General features: G+C 69.3%; 4 protein-coding genes. All 4 read right to left on the bottom strand.

Translation table 11 applies throughout. The features are described from left to right. Positions 1–4 precede the first annotated feature (4 nt). From FHS48_RS17895 to FHS48_RS17880, 4 genes are read right to left on the bottom strand one after another with little or no spacing between them, the layout of a single operon-like run. Positions 5–3,163, bottom strand: a complete 3,159-nt coding sequence (locus tag FHS48_RS17895) for a type I polyketide synthase (RefSeq protein ID WP_184265603.1) — start codon at positions 3,161–3,163, stop codon at positions 5–7. Beyond that, positions 3,160–9,783 (bottom strand): non-ribosomal peptide synthetase, encoded by a 6,624-nt coding sequence (locus tag FHS48_RS17890; protein ID WP_184265600.1) that lies wholly within the window; start codon positions 9,781–9,783, stop codon positions 3,160–3,162. The genes FHS48_RS17895 and FHS48_RS17890 overlap by 4 nt, the downstream gene beginning before the upstream one ends. Continuing rightward, positions 9,780–12,836, bottom strand: coding sequence for a type I polyketide synthase (locus FHS48_RS17885; RefSeq protein WP_184265597.1), 3,057 nt, complete (start codon positions 12,834–12,836; stop codon positions 9,780–9,782). The genes FHS48_RS17890 and FHS48_RS17885 overlap by 4 nt, the downstream gene beginning before the upstream one ends. Further along, positions 12,833–18,514, bottom strand: a complete 5,682-nt coding sequence (locus FHS48_RS17880; protein ID WP_184265595.1) for a condensation domain-containing protein — start codon at positions 18,512–18,514, stop codon at positions 12,833–12,835. The genes FHS48_RS17885 and FHS48_RS17880 overlap by 4 nt, the downstream gene beginning before the upstream one ends. Positions 18,515–18,560 lie beyond the last annotated feature (46 nt).

Below are 18,560 nucleotides of genomic sequence, written 5' to 3'. Positions count from 1 at the left end.
TCGGTTATGCGGTGCCAAGCAACTGCGCGGCGATGGTCGCCATGCTTTCGGCATCGACGGGGGCCGGGGCCGGGGCCGCAGGGGCCTCCTGCGGTGAGGGGGAAACGGTTTTGGCCGCCACATGCGTGGCAAGGGCCGTCAGGGTCGGGGTCGAGAACAGGTCCCGCACGGTGATGGCGGTCCCATCGGAGGACAGGGCCTGAACCACCTGTAGGGCGGTGATTGAGGTACCGCCGAGGGCGAGAAAGTTGTCGTTGCGGCCAATCGGCGCGATCAGCAGAAACTCTTCCCAGAGGCTGGCAAGGCGATGTTCAAGATCCCCCTGCGGGCTGTCATAGGCCGGGGATTCCGCCGGGCGGGGCTGACGGGGCAGGACAAAGCCGGTCGGCAGGGTCCGGTCGGCCAGGGCGGTCTGTCCGATGGACTCCGGTGATGCCTCACCGTCGGCAAACAGAGAGGGCAGTTGCTGTTCTTCCGTCTCCCGAAGGTCAGGACGTTCCGGCCAGTGCTGTTCTTTGCGGAAGGGATACCCCGGGAGATCCACCCGCTGGCGGGGCAGGAACGGCTGATCCAGTCCGGCCCAGTCCGGATCATGACCGGACAGCCACAGTGTACCGATGCCGGACAGGAACATCCGCTGGGCGGCGTCCGGCTGTGTGGCAGCACGGCGGGAGGGCAGTAACGAAACGGTCCGGAGGCTGTCCGTCTGTCTGCTCAGGGCCTGCAAGGCCGCCTCAAGCCCGCCGGGGGCACCGACTTCAATAAACAGTCGGCCGCCAAGATCGAGCGCGGTTTGCAGGGCATCGGCGAAGCGGACCGGCTGGCGGATCTGGTCTGCCCAGTAGGCTGTGGTCCCCATATCCGGCCCGGCAACGGTGCCGGTCAGGGTGGAGATCACCCGGAGCGGCCCGCCGCCGTCAACCGGGGGCAGGGTCAGTCCGCTGACAGCCGTGGCGGCACCGTCCATCAGGGCGGTGTGGAAGGCGTGGCTGGTGTGCAGACGGGTGCAGGAAATCCCGTCCTGCCGGGCGGTCTGTTCCAGTGCGGCAATGGCAGCCTGATCCCCGCCGGCAACCACGGCCCCGGGAGCATTGAAGGCTGCCAGCTCAAGAACACGCTCCGGGGACAGATCCCGCCGCGCCAGCGTGATCAGGCGTCGGGCGGTCTCCGTGTCCGCCGACAGCAGCAGCATGGCCCCTGCGGGGGCAGCGGCCATAGCCCGGGCCCGGCACACCACCAGCCGGGCGGCATCGTCTTCTTTCAGTCGCCCGGAGAGGCAGGCCGCCGCGATTTCGCCGACGCTGTGACCGATCAGCAGGGCTGGTTTCAGGCCAAGATCCAGCAGGGTCAGGGCCAGCGCCATCTGGGTGACGAACAGCAGGGGCTGGGCCAGTGCGGTGTGATGCACCGCTTCCGTCCGGCTCTCCGGGCCGGTGACATCCGGTCCCCCGGCCATCAGGATCCGTCCGCGCAGGCGCTGGAAGTGCCGGGAAAACAGCGGATCACGGTCCAGCAGATCTGCCGCCAGTCCCGGATACTGGCTGCCCTGACCGGGAAAGACCAGAACGGCGGGGGGCGGGGTATCAGCGATCCGCGACCGGGCATAGCGACCGGTGCGCAGGGCCTCCACGGCCTCTGGCAAAGAGGCGGCAATCAGCATCCGCCGGTCGGCCAGTGCGGTTCTCCCGACCCGCAGGGTGTGGGCGACATCGGTCAGGGACAGGGCCGGATGTGCCGACAGATGGTCGGCAAGGCGGTCGGCCACCGCTGTGGCGTCTTCGGCGGTCCGGGCGGAGAACACCAGCAGCTCCACCTCCCGGCCGGGGGCCGGGGGCAGCGGCAGCGGGGCTTCCTCCACCACCGCATGGGCATTGGTTCCCCCCATGCCGAAGGAGCTGACCGAGGCCAGCCGCCGCCGGGGGCCGCGCCGCCAGGGCTCGGCGGCGGGAACCAGCCGGAACGGCGTGGCGGGCAGGTTCAGGGCCGGGTTCGGGGTGGCGGCGTGGGGGGTCGGCAGCAGGGTTTCTGCCTCCAGGGCCAGAACCACCTTCAGCAGTCCGGCCAGTCCGGCAACGGTATCGAGATGCCCGAGGTTGCCTTTGACCGACCCCAGAGCCACCTGTCCCGGGGGCAGGGGGCTACCGGCGGTGAAGGCATCGGTCAGGGCCGTCACCTCCACCGGGTCCCCGAGGGGGGTGGCGGTGCCATGTCCTTCCACATACTGGATCTCGCCGGGATCGACCCCGGCCACGGCCAGCGCCTCGGCGATCACCGCACTCTGTCCGTCAACATTCGGGGCGGTGAATCCGGCGCGCTGCCCGCCGTCGTTGTTGACCGCAGACCCCCGGATGCAGGCCAGAACCCGGTCCTGATCCCGATGGGCCTCCTCCAGCCGCTTCAGCAGGATCACGGCGACGCCGCTGGCGAACAGGGTTCCGCTGGCGTCTGCGGCAAAGGGGCGGCAGCGGCCGTCCCGGGACAGGATGCCTTTCTCGCTGTACGGATACCCCAGCCCGGACGGAACCGTGATGGTTGCCGCCCCGACCACCGCCAGATCGCATTCTCCGTCCAGCAGGCTGCGGCAGGCCATATGCGTGGCAACCAGCGAGGAAGAGCAGGCAGTCTGAATGGCTGCTGCCGGTCCCTTGAGATTCAGTTTCCAGGCCAGCCGGGCCGCCGCGTAATCCTTGTCATTGGCCAGACTGGTTTCAATCACGTCAAGCCGCCCGGCCTGAAAATGCGGCATCAGGAAACGGGTGAGGTACGCGCTGTGCGACACGCTGGTAAAGACCCCGGTGCGGTGATCGTCGCGGTCCCCGGGGACAATTCCGGCCTGTTCGTAGGCATGCCAGGCGCATTCCAGCAAATGCCGGTGCTGAGGATCGAGGATCAGCGCCTCCCGGGGGGACAGGCCGAAAAATCCGGCATCAAACACCTCGATATCCTCAAGGGTTGACTCCATCGCCACGTATCCGGGCTGGCGCGACAGCGCGGCATGGAGGGATCCGGCCAGCCGTTCCGCCGGGACCGGCCGCATGGCCTGCCGTCCCTCCAGAAGCAGGCGGCGATATGCCTCCAGCGTCGGCGCACCGGGGAAGCGCACCGCCGCCCCGATAATGGCAATGCTGTCAGAGGAGAAAGCGGGGGGCAGGGAGGGAGTCACGCGGAGACCTCCGGTGTCTGGAGAGGCGGCGAGGAATGGGTGCGGCGGCGGCGCAGATCGGCCCGGCGCGCCCCGCTCCGTGCGGCAAGGGGCGCGGCCTGCTCCCCGGACAGGCGCTGGCTGAGCCATTGTCCCTGAGTCCGGATTGTCGGATGACGGAACAGATCCACCAGAGGCAGGGGCTGCCCCACCGCCTCCACCAGCCTGCGGTGCATCTCCGCCAGCGACAGCGAGGTGCCGCCCGCCTCGAAGAAACTGGTGTTGAGGCCGCAGGGATGCCCCAGAGCCTGCTGCCACAGGCGGACGAGGAGAGCCTCCGTGTCGTTGGCCGGGATGGCGTCGGCGGGGTCGTGGGGTGCCACAGCCAGCTCAGGAAGCGGCAGGAGGGATTTCAGAACCTTGCCTCCGGCTGAGGTCGGCCAGTGCTGTACCACAATCACCTGTGCCGGAAGGAAGGCCGGTGGCAGGACCCCGCGCAGATGGTGCAGCGCCTGCGCCGGAAGATCGGCGGCGGTCCCGCGCGCTTCGGCCCCGCATGCCTCGACCTCACGTGCCTCGATCCATGCGACGAGGCGGGGGTCGGCGTCCTTTGGTTTGATGACGCCGACGACGGCGGCCCTGATTCCGGGCATGTCGAGGAGGCGGGCCTCGATTTCGGCCGGTTCGATGCGGACGCCACGGATCTTGATCTGCCCGTCCTTTCGTCCGAGATGGACCAGCGCGCCGTCGGGGCGCTGGCGGGCGAGATCGCCGGTGGCATAGAGGCGGGTCGGGGTACCGTCAGGGGCGGTCCAGTCGCGGAAGGCCAGAGCGGTCTGGTCGGGGGCCTGATGATACCCGAGAGCCAGACAGACCCCGGCGACGTGGATTTCGCCGACCGCGCCGGGCGGGACCGGCTGGCCGGTGGCGTCCAGCAGCCACAGGGTGCAGCCGGGCAGGGGTCGGCCGATGGCGGCCACCGCCGCCGCCTGAGTGGCGGCAGGGTCGGCGGACAGGTCAAGGACGGCGGCGGTGACGTCAGCGGTGACTTCGGAGGACCCGTAGATGTTCAGCACCACCGCCTCCGGCCGCAGTTTTTCCTTCAGGCGGGGCAGCAGAACGGTGGGCAGGGGCTCGCCGGACAGATGCAGGCGGTGGAGCGGCCACGGGGTGGGGTCGGGATCGGCCTCCAGCAGGGCCCGCAGCAGCGAGGGCGTCAGCACCAGCCGGGTCGGGCCGGTGCGGCGGATCACCTCCAGCAGGGCCGACGGGGTGCGGGCGGCGTCGGGATCGGGGATCACCGCCGGGAAGCCGTCCAGCAGCGGCTGCAAGACCTCGGCGATGCTGTCGCCATAGGGCGGTGCGGTTTTCAGCAGTCCGCGCGGTGCCTCCTCGCGCCGGAAGATGGTGCGGTCCCACAGCAGGCGGTTGACCACCCCGGCCTGAGACAGCACCGGGGCTTTCGGGGTGCCGGTGGATCCGCTGGTCCAGACCATCGCCACCGGGGCTTCTGCGGTCAGGGCCGGGCGGGGCGGGACCGGGGCGACGGTTTCAAACCGGTCAACGGTCAGAGCCGGACACCCGTCGGGCAACGCACTGGCCCGCTCCACCGTTGTCAGGATCAGAGGCAGCGCGGCGGCTTTCAGCCGTTCTGCCACGGCGGCGGCAGGCAGCATCGGATCAAGCAGGGCATAGGGGCTGCCCCGGCGCATGCAGGCCAGAATCGCCGAGACGTACCCCACGCCCGGATCAAGCCACAGCGCCACCGGCTGACCGGCCGGGACAACCGTGGTGATCACCGCATCCAGACGGGCGGCGGCGTCCAGAAGATCCGGCCCGGTGGTGGCGGTCTGCGTGCGGTCTTCCCACAGGGCCTGCGGGGTTCTGGCCAGAGACTGTTGCAGGGCGGTCCACAGTGGGACACCGTCCCACAGGGCAGGGGTGTCCGTGCGGGGGCCGGTTTCTGGGGCGGCCGGGCTCAGGGGCAGGGCCATCACCGTCTGTCCGGGCTGTTCGACCCCGGCTTCCAGCAGGGTGCTGAACGCCTGACACCGGCGGGCCACGGCCTCCGGGCTGAACAGCGGGGCGGCGTAGACGGCATGGCACCGCAGTCCGTCCGGCCCGGGCCAGATCAGAAGGTCGAAGTCCAGATGAGTCTGTGCGGCCGCCACCGGCACGGCCCGGAGGAGGAGATCCCCGGACCGGACCTGATCCCCCGCAGTGTCGCCGAGGGGGGCATTCTGGTAGGTGAAGGCCACCTGAAACAGGGGGTTCCGCCCCGGATCCCGTACCGGGGCCACGGCGCTGACAATCTCCTGAAAGGACAGGTCAAGATGATCAACCCCGGCGACAAAGCTGCCGTGAACAGCCGATACGCTCTGCGCGAAGCTCTGTTCCGCCGTAAGGTGGACCGGCAGCGGCAGGTTTTTGACGAAGAAGCCGACCATGTCCTCGGTCAGCGGGTGGTCGCGACCGGCGACGGCCGTGCCGATGATAAAGCTGTCCTGTCCCTCATAACGGCCAAAGGCAGCGGCAAACGCGGTCAGCAGCACGACATTGACCGTTGTGCCAAGGTCGGCGGCCAGCGCGGCGGCCCGGCGTGCCACCTCCTGTGAAATCTGGAACGTATGGGTGGCGGCAGGAAAGGCGCCGGTGGTGTGCGCCGGTTGGCCGGAGGGCTGATCTCCGTACAGGGTCAGCGGGGCTGTTTCTGCCAGATGGCCGCGCCACCATGCTGCCCCGGTGGCATGGTCTTCCAAAGACTGGCGGTCACGTTGCCAGCGGGCAAAGGCAGCATAGGCGGCAACCGCAGGCAGGGCGGCGTCAGCTCCGGCGGCCAGCCGGTGATAGGCCGTGTACAGGTCTTGGTTGAAAACACCGATTGACCAGCCATCGAAGGCAATGTGATGGACCGTGCAGAAGAAATGCCATCGGGTTTCCGTTTCCCGCAGCAGAACCGCGCGGACCGGCAGATCCCGGCTGAGGTCAAAACCGGTGGCGGCCTCTGCCGCCGCAGTATCCGCGATGGCCGCGGCCCGTTGCGCGTCGCTCAGGGGGCGCAGATCCTGCATCCTGAACGGGACAACCGCATGGGGGGCAGGCATGCACCACTGCCGGATCCCCGCTCCGGACGGAAACAGGGTCCGCAGCGGGCTATGACGGTGTACCACCGCCTGCAAGGCCTGCCGCAGGGCATCGGGATCAAGGGGGCCGTCAATCAGGGTGCAGAACGGCAGCAGATATGAGGCGGCCCCCGGTGCGAGCTGATCGAGGAACCATAGCCGTTCCTGCGCCCACGACAGCGGCAGGGCTTCCGGGTCAACCACCGGAAAGGCGGCTGGAAGTGCGGCTGTATCAGGCCCCGCCGTGCCGGTTCCTGCTCCGGCGCTTTCGAGGGCTGCGGCCTGTGCCTGCACGGTCGGAGAGGCGAAGAAGGCCCCGATGGACAGCCGGACCCCGGTCAGGCTGTCCAGCCGGGCAATGACCCGGGTGGCGGCGATGGAGTCCCCGCCAAGAGCAAAAAAGGCCTGATTTCGTCCGATGTCGGCCTGTCCGAGAATGTCGGCCCAGACGGTGGCGACCGTCCGCTCCAGTGCGGTGACGGGGGCTTCTGCCGCAGACGAAGGCTCTGCCGTCAGCGGGCGGTCTGACAGTGCCCTGCGGTCCACCTTGCCATTGCCGGTCAGGGGCAGGGCGTCCAGCCGGATCCAGACCTTTGGAAGCAGGGCCGGGGGAAGGTGCCCGGCGGCATGGGCCAGCAGGGCGGCGGCCCCCGGATCATCCGGGCCGGTCAGGGTGTAGTAGGCCGCCAGAACCTCCGTTCCGTCATTGGCGGCGGCAACCACTACCGCATCACCGATCAGCGGATGGCTGGTCAGAACCGCCTCGATTCCGGCCGGGTCAGCGCGGTATCCGCCGACATTCAGCTGGAAATCGGTCCGTCCGAGGATCTCGATCTGGTCATCGGGCCGGAACCGGCCCCGGTCGCCGGTCAGATACAGGCGTTCCCCCGTCACCGGGTCGGTGAGGAAGCGGCGGCGGGTTTCTTCCGGCTGATTGAGGTAACCGAGGGCCAGACTGGCCCCGCCGCAGGCCATTTCACCGGCCACGCCATCGGGGCAGTCCCGGCCCGAGGCATCAAGGATCCGGTATGTGCAGCCGGGCATGGGCGTGCCGTAGGGCAGGCGGTGTTCTGCGACAGGGCCGGGGGGAACGTCCGCAAGGATATTCCAGATGGTGGTTTCGGTGGGGCCGCCGATGGTGGTGACCACGGCCTGCGGCCAGCGGGCGTAAAGCTGCTGCGGCAGGGCCGGAGGGACCCAGTCCCCTCCCAGGACAAAGCGGCGCAGCGGCGCGGGCCGGGTGGGGCCGCAGGCCGTCAGAAGGGCTTCCGCCAGCCGCGGCACGCTGTTCCACAGGGTTGCCTCCCCCCGGGACAGGCGGTCCCGCAGAGACGCCGGATCCAGCGGCTGGTCGGGATCAAGGGTGATCACCCCGCCCCCGGCGGCCAGTGGCCCCAGCAGATCATAGAGGGACAGATCATGATGGAAGGCGGTGACCATCACCGCCCGGTCGTCCGCCGTCAGGGCAAACTGCCGGTTGGTCCACTGGATCACATGATGCAGCGCCCGCCATGGCAGCATGACGCCTTTCGGGACCCCGGTTGAGCCGGAGGTGTGGATCACCACCGCCAGCGTTTCCGCCGGGCAGGGCGGGGCAGACAGCGGCTGATCATCGCCGGACGGCAGGGGGCGGACCGGCAGGCAGGGCGTTTCGGGAATGGCCTCAGACAGCCCGGCGGCATCGGTCAGGACTGCTTTGGGCCCGGCATTCCGGATCAGCGCACTCAGGCGGGCCGCCGGACTGTCGGTATCAAGGGGCATATACACCGCCCCGGCAAACAGGATGCCAAGGGCGGCGGCAACCTGATCGGCACCCCGCCGGGCATGCAGGCCCACCACATCACCGGGGGCAATCCCGGCCCGGCGCAGGGAGGAAACGACATCGCTGATCTGTTGGCGCAGGGCCCGGCGCGACAGCACCGTATCACCGGAGAAGACGGCCGGGCGGTCCCCCTCTGTGGCAAGGTGAGTGGCAATTTCGTCCAGAAGGCCAGAGGCCGGGGGAGACCATACCCGCGCGGCCTGCGCCTGCCGCCGCGATGCCTGCGCCGGGGGCAGCGACACTCCGGCAGCCTGCTGCCAGCGGTCCGGACCGGCGGCAAGGGCCCGGACCAGCGCCTCGTAGCTTTCAAACATCCCCTCAATCAGGCCGGGAGCAAACAGACCTTCAGCCGTGTCCCAATTGACGTGCGTGGTTCCGTCCAGCTCAAAGTAATGGCTGTCGATCCAGACCTGTGGGGTGAAGGACAGCGAAAAGCCGAGGCTGCCAAAGCAGCCCATCGCCGCTTCAAGTCTGCGGGCTTCGGCAGAGCGGCGTTCCGGCATGGTGGTGAAGACAATCGGCATTGCCCCTGTTTCCAGCGTGCCGCGCTGTCTGGCCCGTTCCCGGAGTTGCCGGACGCCGGAGACCGCACCGTGCTCAAGGTCGGTCCACAGTTGCTGCTGGACCCGTCCGGCGATCTCCCGGAACGGGGCGGCCGGATCGAACTGGATTTCCAGAAGACTGAAAGAGGCAAATTCCCCGATCACGTCCGTCAGGTCGGGATGCCAGTCCGGGCGGTTAAAGCGCGGAACGTTCAATGTAAAATGTGTTGCCCCTGACCACAGGGACAGGGCGCTGGCATAGGCGGTGGCCATGACCCCCGGCAGACCAAGGCCATGCTGCCGGGCCAGAGCCTTCAGGCCGTCCGTTTCCGCCGGAGACAGGGTGGCGGCAAGGCGCCGGAACTTCGGCTGCACCCCCTGCTGTGGCAGGCGGACGTAGGGCAGCGGCGGGGGTGGGGGCAGGGTTTCAAGGCGCTTCTGCCACCAGCGCAGGGACTCCGCGAAGGCCGGGGTTTCCTCATGTGCCTTCAGGGCCATCACGTAGTCCCGGAAGGTGACCGCAGTGGTCTTCAGGGCAGCGGCGGGGTCATCATACAGTGCTGCCAGATCCTCGATGACGATCTGGAAGCTGCGGCCGTCAAAGCACCACATATCCAGCCGCATGTGCAGGCGGGCCGCAGGCTGCCCGGCCGCATTGCGGGTCCGGGTCCACACCAGCCGCGACTGCGGGGCACGGTCCAGCGGCGGTGTATCCGCCAGCAGGCGGGTCCGCAGGGACTCAAGCGCGCTTTCCCGGCTGTCAGCGGGCAGGGCGGAGAGGTCGTGCCGCTCGATGGTCTGATACGGCACGTCCGGCAGAACCTGCTGCTGTCCGTCGGCGGTCACCACCGCCCGCAGCATGTCGTGGCGGGCCAGCAGGCGGTTCCAGGCGGCTTCCAGCCGGGGGAGATCGACGCGGCCTTCCGGGCTGTCAAATTCAAGGTACATCTGCATGGCCCCGCCACCGGACAGGGCCTGATCCCGCCCCAGCCAATAGGCCTGCTGCATGTCGGTCATCGGAAAGGGCCGGAACCGCCCCGCCGCGTCGTGGCTGACCCGCAGGTCTGCCGCCGGGGCAGCCTGCCGGGTGGCAAGGCGCTGGCGCAGCCAGTCGGCGTTCAGGGTCTGGCGGGGGGCATCAGGGGCGGCAGTCATTCGGTTGGCTCCAGGGCAGCGGGGGCTTCCGGGGTCTGCTCGTCGAGCAGCAGACCGCGCAGGGCCCCGACGTATTCAGCGAAGGTTCCGGCGCGGGTCAGCAGGACCAGCGGCGGACGCAGACCAAGGCGGGCCTCGGTGGTTCCGGCCACTTTCAGGGCGGCCAGCGAGGTTCCCCCCAGCCCCATGAAGCTGTCGGTTTCCTCAATCCGCTCGACCCCCAGTTCCTCACACCAGATCTCGGCCAGCAGGGTGCGCAGCAGGGTGTCACCCTCGTCGCCGGTGTCGGTTGGACCAGTCCCGGTTGGGGCCGGGACGGGATCCCTCCGGGGCGACGGGAGGACGGCGGGGCTGGTGTCACTGCGATCCGCAGGCGGGGGGGCGCGCCAGTACCGCAGACGGCTGAAGGCATAGCCCGGCAGGGCGGTCCGGGTGGCCCGTGGCCGGTGGGCGGGGCGGGTGCGGATCCCGGCTTCCCACAGGGCGGCCCGGGTGGCGGCAAGGGCTGTCAGGACCGATGCGTCACGCGGTACCCCGCGAGGATCCAGCACGGCGTGCCAGCGCGCACCGGGGGCGCAGTTCAGCAGGGTTTTCCGCCCGCCGACGGCAAAGGTCCCCCGGGGTCCGATCTCCAGAAACAGCGTGCATCCGGCAGCGGCGGCCGCTTCAATCGCGGCGGTCATCCGGACCGGGGTTTCCATCTGTGCCGCCCAATGTCCCGGATCTGCCACGGCACCGTGTTCCAGCCGTCCGGTGACGGTCGAGGCGATGGCGGTCCGCGCGGCCCGGAACTGTCCGGCAGCGGCCCGGGCCACCGGCAGTGTGGTGGCTGCCATCAGCGGGCTGTGGAACGGTTTTCCGGCGGGCAGGACGGTCGCCGGGATGCCCTGTGCGGTCAGGGTTTCTTTCAGGGCGGTCACCGCGGCCACCGGCCCGGCCACCAGTGTTTGCCCGGCTCCGTTGTATCCCGCCACGGTCAGGGCCGGGTTCACCCCGAGGAACGGGTTTACCTGCTCGGCCGGGGCGGAGACCGCCAGCAGGTCTCCAGCCCCGCCGCAGTCCATGACGATGGCGGCCCGGGCGGCGACGAAAGCGAGGGCGGCGGGCAGGTCCACCGCTCCGGCGATGCAGGCCGCCGTAATTTCCCCCATGCTGTGCCCCAGGACCACGGCAGGGACACACCCCTGTGCCATCAGCATTTTTGCCATCGCATAGCCGAAGGCAAAGGCAGCAGGGTGAGACCGGTGAAGGTCCCGCTCATCCTTGTCCGGGGTCTCCCGTTCCAGCCAGTCACGGGCAGAGGGCAGGCCCTGTGCGGCCAGTGCGGTTTCAACCTCCGTCAGGGCTCTGGCAAAGTCCGGGCAGGTTCTGACCAGATCCCGGCAGCGGCTGAGGCTGGGCACCCCACTGCCGGTAAAGACAAAGCAGACCTTCGGCGGTGTTCTGGCGGCGGCGGTTTCGGGCAGGGGCACCAACCGCAGGGCCTGTGCCAGCGCGGCGGCCGAGGCACCGCTGACCGCAAGGCGGAACGGCAGGGCTGGCCGGTCTATCAGGCTGGTATCGGACAGTGCCGCCAGCGTCGGAAATGCGGTCTCCGTGGCCAGCGGCTGCCCGGTGTCCAGCCAGTCAGCAAGCCGGAGCCGCTGGCGGTCAAGGCTGTCGCGGTCATAGCCTGAGACGGCAAGGGCTTCCGGGCTGTCCCCTGCAACGGGGGCCTCTTCCGGGGGGGATGCGGCCTCAAGGATCAGATGGGCATTGGTGCCGCCGATACCGAAAGAGCTGACCCCGGCCCGGGCCGGGCGGGGGCGGGCCGGGAAAGGCTGCGGCGGGCCGAGGACGTCCAGCGCGCACCCCTGCGCATCAATGCGCGGGCTCAGGTGACGGAATGTCGCGGTACCGGGCATGACGCCATGGCGCAGCGCCAGTGCGGTGCGGATCAGTCCGGCCAGCCCTGCTGCCGATCCCAGATGACCGATGGAGGCCTTGGCCCCGCCGAGGGCGATCCGGTGGCCGGGGAAGGGCGGGGTGCCGTGGACCGCTTTCAGCGCGGCGAATTCGATGGGATCCCCGACGCTGGTGCCGGTGCCGTGGGTTTCGATGTAATCCAGATCCCCCGGGGCGATTCCGGCACTGGCCGCCGCGTCGCGCAGTACCTCAATCTGGCCGTCAACACTGGGAGCGGTGAAACCGATCTTGCGGGCTCCGTCGTTGTTGGTTGCCCATCCCCGGATCACTGCGATCACGCGGTCCCCGGCCTTGTGGGCGTCACTGAGGCGTTTCAGCAGGACGCCGGCGACACCGTCGCTGGCGAAGGTGCCATTGGCTGCCGCATCAAACGGGCGGCATACTCCATCGGGGGAGTAAATGCTGTCGGCGGTGGCGAGATAGCCGGTTCCCTGCGGCAGGGTGATTGAGGCGGAGACCACCAGAGCAGCGTCGCAGCTTCCGTCCAGCAGGGTCTGACAGGCCACTGCCGCCGAGACCAGACTGCTGGAGCAGGCCGTATTGATATTCAGGGCCGGGCCGGTCAGCCCCAGCCGGTACGCCAGCGTTGTTGCCGGATAGTCCTGTCCGTTTCCGGCGACAATCTGGAGCAGGGCATTGGGGTCACTGCACCGGTACAGACCATCCAGATTGTAAAGCCAGTAGGTGCTCATATGGGCACTGGCAAAGACCCCGATCCGGTCGGGGCTGCGGCTGGGGTCGCAGCCGGCATTTTCCAGAGTGTGCCATGCCACTTCGTGCAGCAGGCGGATCTGCGGGTCGAGGATCTCCGCCTCCGGCCCGGAAAACCGGAAGAACGGGGCGTCAAAACAGTCAATGTCCGTCAGGGTGGCGGCCAGCGGCACCAGATCGGCCCGGTCAAGCTCGTGCAGGGGGCGGCCGTTCTCGGCCATTTCCGCGCGGCTGAGGCGGCGGGTTCCGGGGCGCTGGGCAAGCTGGCTGTGCCAGAAGGCCGTCAGGTCCTCTGCCCCCGGCAGGCGTCCGGCCATCCCGACAATGGCAATTGACTCGTCCGCGAAGGTGGCCGGATCAGGGATCAGAGACGTCATCCGAAGGTTTCCTCTGGGGTCTGGGCGCGGGCGGCACGGCGGCGGGCGGCCATGGGGCCTGTCAGCGGAGTGCGGGCCGCCGGGGGCTCTGTGGGGGCTGACGCCGGGGGGTTGACCGGGGCGGCTGCCCCGGTGATCAGGGCGGTCTGTGCCCGTACCGTGGTGTGGGAAAACAGGGCGACGACATTGTCAGGGGTCCCGAAGGTTTCCCGCAGGCGCAGGTGCAGGCGGGCGGCCAGCAACGATGTTCCCCCGACATCGAAGAAGTTGATATCGGCTTCCACCGGTGCCCCGGCGGGCAGAACCTCCCGCCACAGGGCCATCACCTGCTGTCCGGTCGGGCTGAGGGCGGCATCGCCGACACTGGCGGCCCCGCTGTCTTCCAGCCGGACCGGCAGGGCATGTGCGGCGGCGGCGGCCATCAGCCTGCCGGGGTCGGTCCCGGGCAGCGGGGTCAGGATCACCCGGTCCAGGGGCTGCGCCGGGCGTGGTGTCAGGGGGCCGAACGTGCTGCCCTCCGGTTCCGGCCCGACCACCAGATTGCAGTGCGGACCGAGCAGGGCGCGCAGGACCGCCGTCGCCCCCAGCGGGCCGTCGATGGAGCCGAACCCCTGTGACCGCATATGGCGGGCCAGCGGGTCATCAGGGTCCTCCGGTTGCCATTGACCGCATTGCAGGGCGACATGGCGGACCGGTCCGCTTTCCGGGCGGCGTGAGATCCAGTCTTCCAGCAGGGCAGAGGACAGGGAGTAGGCGGCGAAGTCCCGCCGCCCCACCACCCCGTAGACCGAGGTGACATGCACGGCGGTGCCGGTCAGCCCGGCATCGCTGAAAGCCTGCTCGATCGCCGTTGCAGCCTGTAAGCGGGCGTTGGTGTGTTCGGCAAGGACCGATGCCGTGCAGTGTTCCAGCGGTGTGCGGTCCAGACGCCCGGCCAGCAGCAGCGCCCCCGCCGGGCGGGTTGTGGCGCACAGGGCGGTCAGGGCGGCGGCATCGCAGGCATCCAGACTGTGGTAGGACAGCCGGTCGGGCGCAAACCCCTGCCGCAGGGTTTCCAGTTGGTCCGCCACGGCCGTTTCAGCGCGGCGGCCGACCACCAGAAACCGCCAGTCGGTCCAGCTTAACAGGGTTGGCAGGATGGTCCGGCCAACGGCCCCGAGACCGCCGGTAACCAGCAGACAGGCTCCGGCAGGCAACGCCGTCCAATCCTCGGCCTGCGGATCGGGCGCAGGAAAAAGGCGGCGTCCCTCAAGGCCTGCGTCGCCCGGCCGCAGGGCGGTATCCTGCGGCGGGACAGCCTGCCGGAGACACTCCTCCAGCCAGTTCTTCTGGCGGGCCTCCGTCCGGGGGCCGGGTGGGATCAGCACCGATGCGGCGCGGACCCCGGTATATTCCTGTACCAGTGCCGCCGCGACGGCGGCCCCCAGTGCATGGGTGTCCGGGGTGTCCAGCCACAGCAGGCGGCGGGGTGCCCCCTGCGCTGCGGCGATGACCGTGCGGGCCGCTGTCAGGCGCTCTGCCGCATCGCCGGTCCCCGGAAGGAGGACCGTCTGTTCCGCCTGTCCGTCCGTCAGGGCGGCAGAGGCGGTGCCCAGTGGGTGCCACCGCCATTGCCACAGGGCCCGGGGCAGGGTGCGGTCATTCCCCAGCAACAGGTCCATCCGCTGCGACAGGGCGTCCCACTCCCCGGCCTCGTACCGCAGCCGCAACAGGGTGCGTTGCAGTTTGCCCAGTCCGGTCTTGGCAATGGCCGTTTTCGGTAAAGGCAGGATCACATCAGGATGAACCCCCCACCCTGCGGCAATGGCACCGGAGATCCGGCGGAGCAGGGCGGTCAGGGTGGTGTCATCGGGCTGTTGGTCCCGGGGATGGAAAAACACCGTCAGCATCATCCGCCCCTGACGGCGGTCGCGGGAGGCGGTGACAGCCGTCCAGCCCGGTTCCACCCCGTCCAGTGCGTTGATCCGGTCTTCCAAAGCGGCCTGAGCGACGTTCTGGCCGTTCAGGATCAGCACGTCCTTTTCCCGCCCGAGGATCATGATCCTGCCATCGCGGATCCATCCAAGGTCTCCGGTCCGCAGCCAGCCGTCCGGATCAACCGCATCGGGGTCGCGGCCAGCGCTGTAGCCGTGGAAGACGCCGGGACCACGGATTTCAAAGCGTCCGGTTTCCCCCTCCGGCAGCGGGTTGCCATCCGGGCCGACAATCCGCGCCTCGGCCCCCGGCAGCGGCCTGCCACTGTCGAGGACGCCACCGGCGGTCAGGTGAGTGGAGCCGGTTTCCTGCCATCCGTCTGACAGGGTAATGACAGAGGTTGTCTCGGCCATTCCCCACGCCGTCCGCAGCGTCGGATCGACGGCCCCGTGACGCATCAGGGCCGGGCGCAGACGGTGAAATGTCGCCGCCAGCGGGCATTCGCCGCCGGAAAACAGCGTAATGAAGGCTGACAGATCCAGGCTGCCGACCGGGGCGGTTTCCAGTGTGTCGGCAATCAGGGACCAGGCAAAATCCGGGGCCCAGGTGCGGGCCACCCGCCAGTCAGAGAGAGTCCGGGCGACGCTGCCCGGATCCGCCAGAAACCGCTCTGTTGCCAGCAGACCGAGAGAGGCCCCGGCCCGCAGGGCGGTGCCGCAGAAGCTGATCAGGGAGGCAACGTGGTCCAGACCGGTCAGATTGAGGACGGTTTCCCCCGGCTGAAACCCGAAAGGAACGGCCAGCGCGGCCGGAGTGGTGAACAGGTTGCCCGCTGTCAGCGGGACTCCCTTCGGGCTGCCGGTTGACCCGGAGGTGAACGCAAACAGGGCCTGCTCGTCCTCCTGCCAGCGGTATTCCGGGGGTGTGGGCGACAGCGGCAGGGAGGCCTCCAGAGCCGCCGGATCGGGCAGGCGCAGGAGGCGCAGGGAAGACAGGGAATCCGGCAGGGCGGCCACGTCCATATCTGTCAGCAGGCAGGAAGCTCCGGTCAGTCCGGCCAGAGAGGCGATCCGTCGCACTGCCGGATCATCAGCCTGCCACAGCCGGGGAACCGGCAGCGGTGCCACCGGGCATCCTGCCGCCATTGCTGCCAGAAAAGCGGTGATTGTGGCCCGTACAGACCGGGTCGCCAGCAGGATGGGGAGCCTGTGTCCGGATGTCTGCGACAGCAGCCAGCCGACGAGGGCCCGGACCTGTTGCAGCAGGTGCGGATAGGGGATGGTCATGTCGGGCCCGCTCACATCCCGGCAGCGCAGGGTTGCCGTCTGTGGGGCCGCAGTCAGCCAGTCCAAGGGTGACCACCCGGCCGAAGGGTAGGACTCCGGCAGGGGCATGCCTCCCGCCCGCGCGGGCGGACGGTTGGTCCTGCCGGTCTGGGAGGCCGGTGTCTGGGGGGCACCCTCTCCATAAACCGCGACAGGCGTCACCCCGGGGGGCAGGCGTGATGGAAAGGCAGACCGCAGGGGCTGACGCGGGCGGGGTGTCGCCTCAGGCCGCAGATGCAGCAGGGCATGACGGTCCAGCCCGGCCCGCTGTGCGACGTCCAGCGCCGTCACCGGCAGCAGGGAGAGGCGGTGACGGTCAAGGGTGCCGTCCGCACAGCGGGGCAGGGCACTCAGCCGGACCACCGGCCCCAGCGGGGCCGCCGTGCCAAGCAGGCTGACGCCCTGAGAGCGCAGGGTTTCCACCGGCACCGACAGTGCCGGGACCACCCAGATGACCAGCATGGCGGCATCCCCGGCCCCACGGACGGACAGCGCGGCATCGGCGATCAGCGGGGAGTCCAGCAACCGGGCGGCAAGCTGATCAAGATCCAGCCACCCGCCCCGCAGCGGGATCTGCCGCGCGGTTTCCGGAGAAAGCCAGACCTCAAGGTCTCCGTCGGCGGGGCGGATCCGGACGGTCAGCGGTGTGTCCTGCCCGGCGCAGCGCAGCCTTCCCGGCAGGCCGGGCGGAGTGGCACAGGACAGATCCGGCCGCAGCGGTACGGCCCGGTACCATGGTCCGGGGCCTGCGGAAACCCGGAGCAGGTCGCCGGTGCCGGGGAGGGACAGGCGTTGTTCCTGATCCCCCGCCCCCCGGTTGACAGGCAGGGTTCCGGCGGTGACGGCCACGTCGGCTGTCAGGGTCTGCACCGGGGGGGCCGGAACCGCTTCGTCCAGCGGTGCGTCGGCAGACAGCGGTGCCAGATGGTTCAGGGTACCGCACAGCAGGGCCGCCAGCGCATCGGTGGTTTCGGCGCTGAACAGGCGGCCATCGCGGTTGACCCGGCAGAGCAGGCTGCCATCGGTGGCAGGGCGGAATTCGATTAACAGGTCCTGCCGTCCCAGTGAGACCGGGATTGTGTCGAGGGTAACCGTAAGATCCGGGGACGGAGACGGGACTGTCCCGGCATCCTGAAGGGCAAAAAAGATCTGGGCGCCGGGGTAGGTGGCGGGCAGGCGCGGCAGCCCGGCGGCGGCGATCACCGCATCGAAGGGCAGGTCCTGACGGTCGAGGCGGGTTACCACCTCGGCGGCGATCCGTCGCAGGGCGTCTCCGACCGTTGGTGCGGCAGGCAGGGCAGGGGCGATGATGACGCCGTTGGCGCAGCAGCCGATCAGGTCTTCCAGCACCGCAGAGGACTGCCGGTTGGCGACCGGGGCCATGACCGGCACCGCCCGTTCCCCGCTCAGGGCGCGGTAAACCGCCTGAAATCCGGTCAGCAGGGCTGCATACAGCCCGCCGCCATGGTCTGCTGCCTTTTGGCGCAACGCGGTGACGGTCGCCGCATCCAGCCGGAAGTGGCTTTCCCCTGACGGGGCGGCGGGGATCTCACCCCGGCGGGTATCCGTCGGCAGCTCATGGCACAGGGGCAGGGCGGCAACCCGCTCCGCCTCAGCGGCGATGGCGGCGGCCCCGGCTCCGGTGGGAATGACAGACCGGGCATAATCCAGCCAGCAGAATGGCAGCGGGGGCAGGGTTTCCCCTGCGTACAGCCGCACCAGATCCCGCAGGAACAGACCGACAGACCAGCCATCCAGAACCAGATGGTGGGCAACAAACAGCAGGCGGTGCCGGTCGGGACCGGCGCTGATCAACTGAAGACGGACCGCAGGATCCTGTGTCAGATCAAAGCGGCGGAGGACCGTTTGCCGGATCCGGTCTGCGCAGAGGGCGTCCAGCTCCTCATCGCTCAGGGTTCCGCTGACGGTGATGCCGTCCAGCGCAAGCGGATCCGGAGAAACCCACTGTTCGGCCCCGCCGTCGGCCGTTGCCCGGAACCGCAGCCGCAAGGCGGTCTGCCGTTCTGCCAGCGCCGTTACCGCCTGCTGAAGACGTGGCACCTCAACCGGACCATCCAGCCGGAAAACAGCATGAACATGCAGGGTGCCGAGGTCGGCATCCTCCCGCTGATGCATCAGCCAGAAACCTTCCTGCCAAGGGGTCAGCGGCGCTGTTGTCGGCGGGGCGAGCGGCAGGGTGGACAGGATCGGGTCATGGTGCTGGCCAGACAGCAGGGCAAGGGTGGCCCCGCGCCGGGCGGACAGGATCCTGCGGGTGCGATCGTCCACCACGCCGGGGGGGGCCTGAACCTTCAGCCGGTCCCCGTCCGCGGTCAGGCAGACGCCCGTCGCGGTCAGGGCGGACAGATATGCCGGGAGCGTTGCGGGCAAGGATCCGGCCCCGGTGGCGGGGGCAGGATTGAGCGGGGTGACTGGCATCAGGCGGTTCCTGCACGGCTCAGGGGGCATGATCTGGCAGAGCCAG

It is taken from the genome of Novispirillum itersonii (assembly GCF_014205675.1).
GTDB classification, from domain to species: domain Bacteria; phylum Pseudomonadota; class Alphaproteobacteria; order Rhodospirillales; family Rhodospirillaceae; genus Novispirillum; species Novispirillum itersonii_A.
Note: the sequence above shows the minus strand (reverse complement) of the source record. Positions and strands in the feature narration are given on the sequence as shown.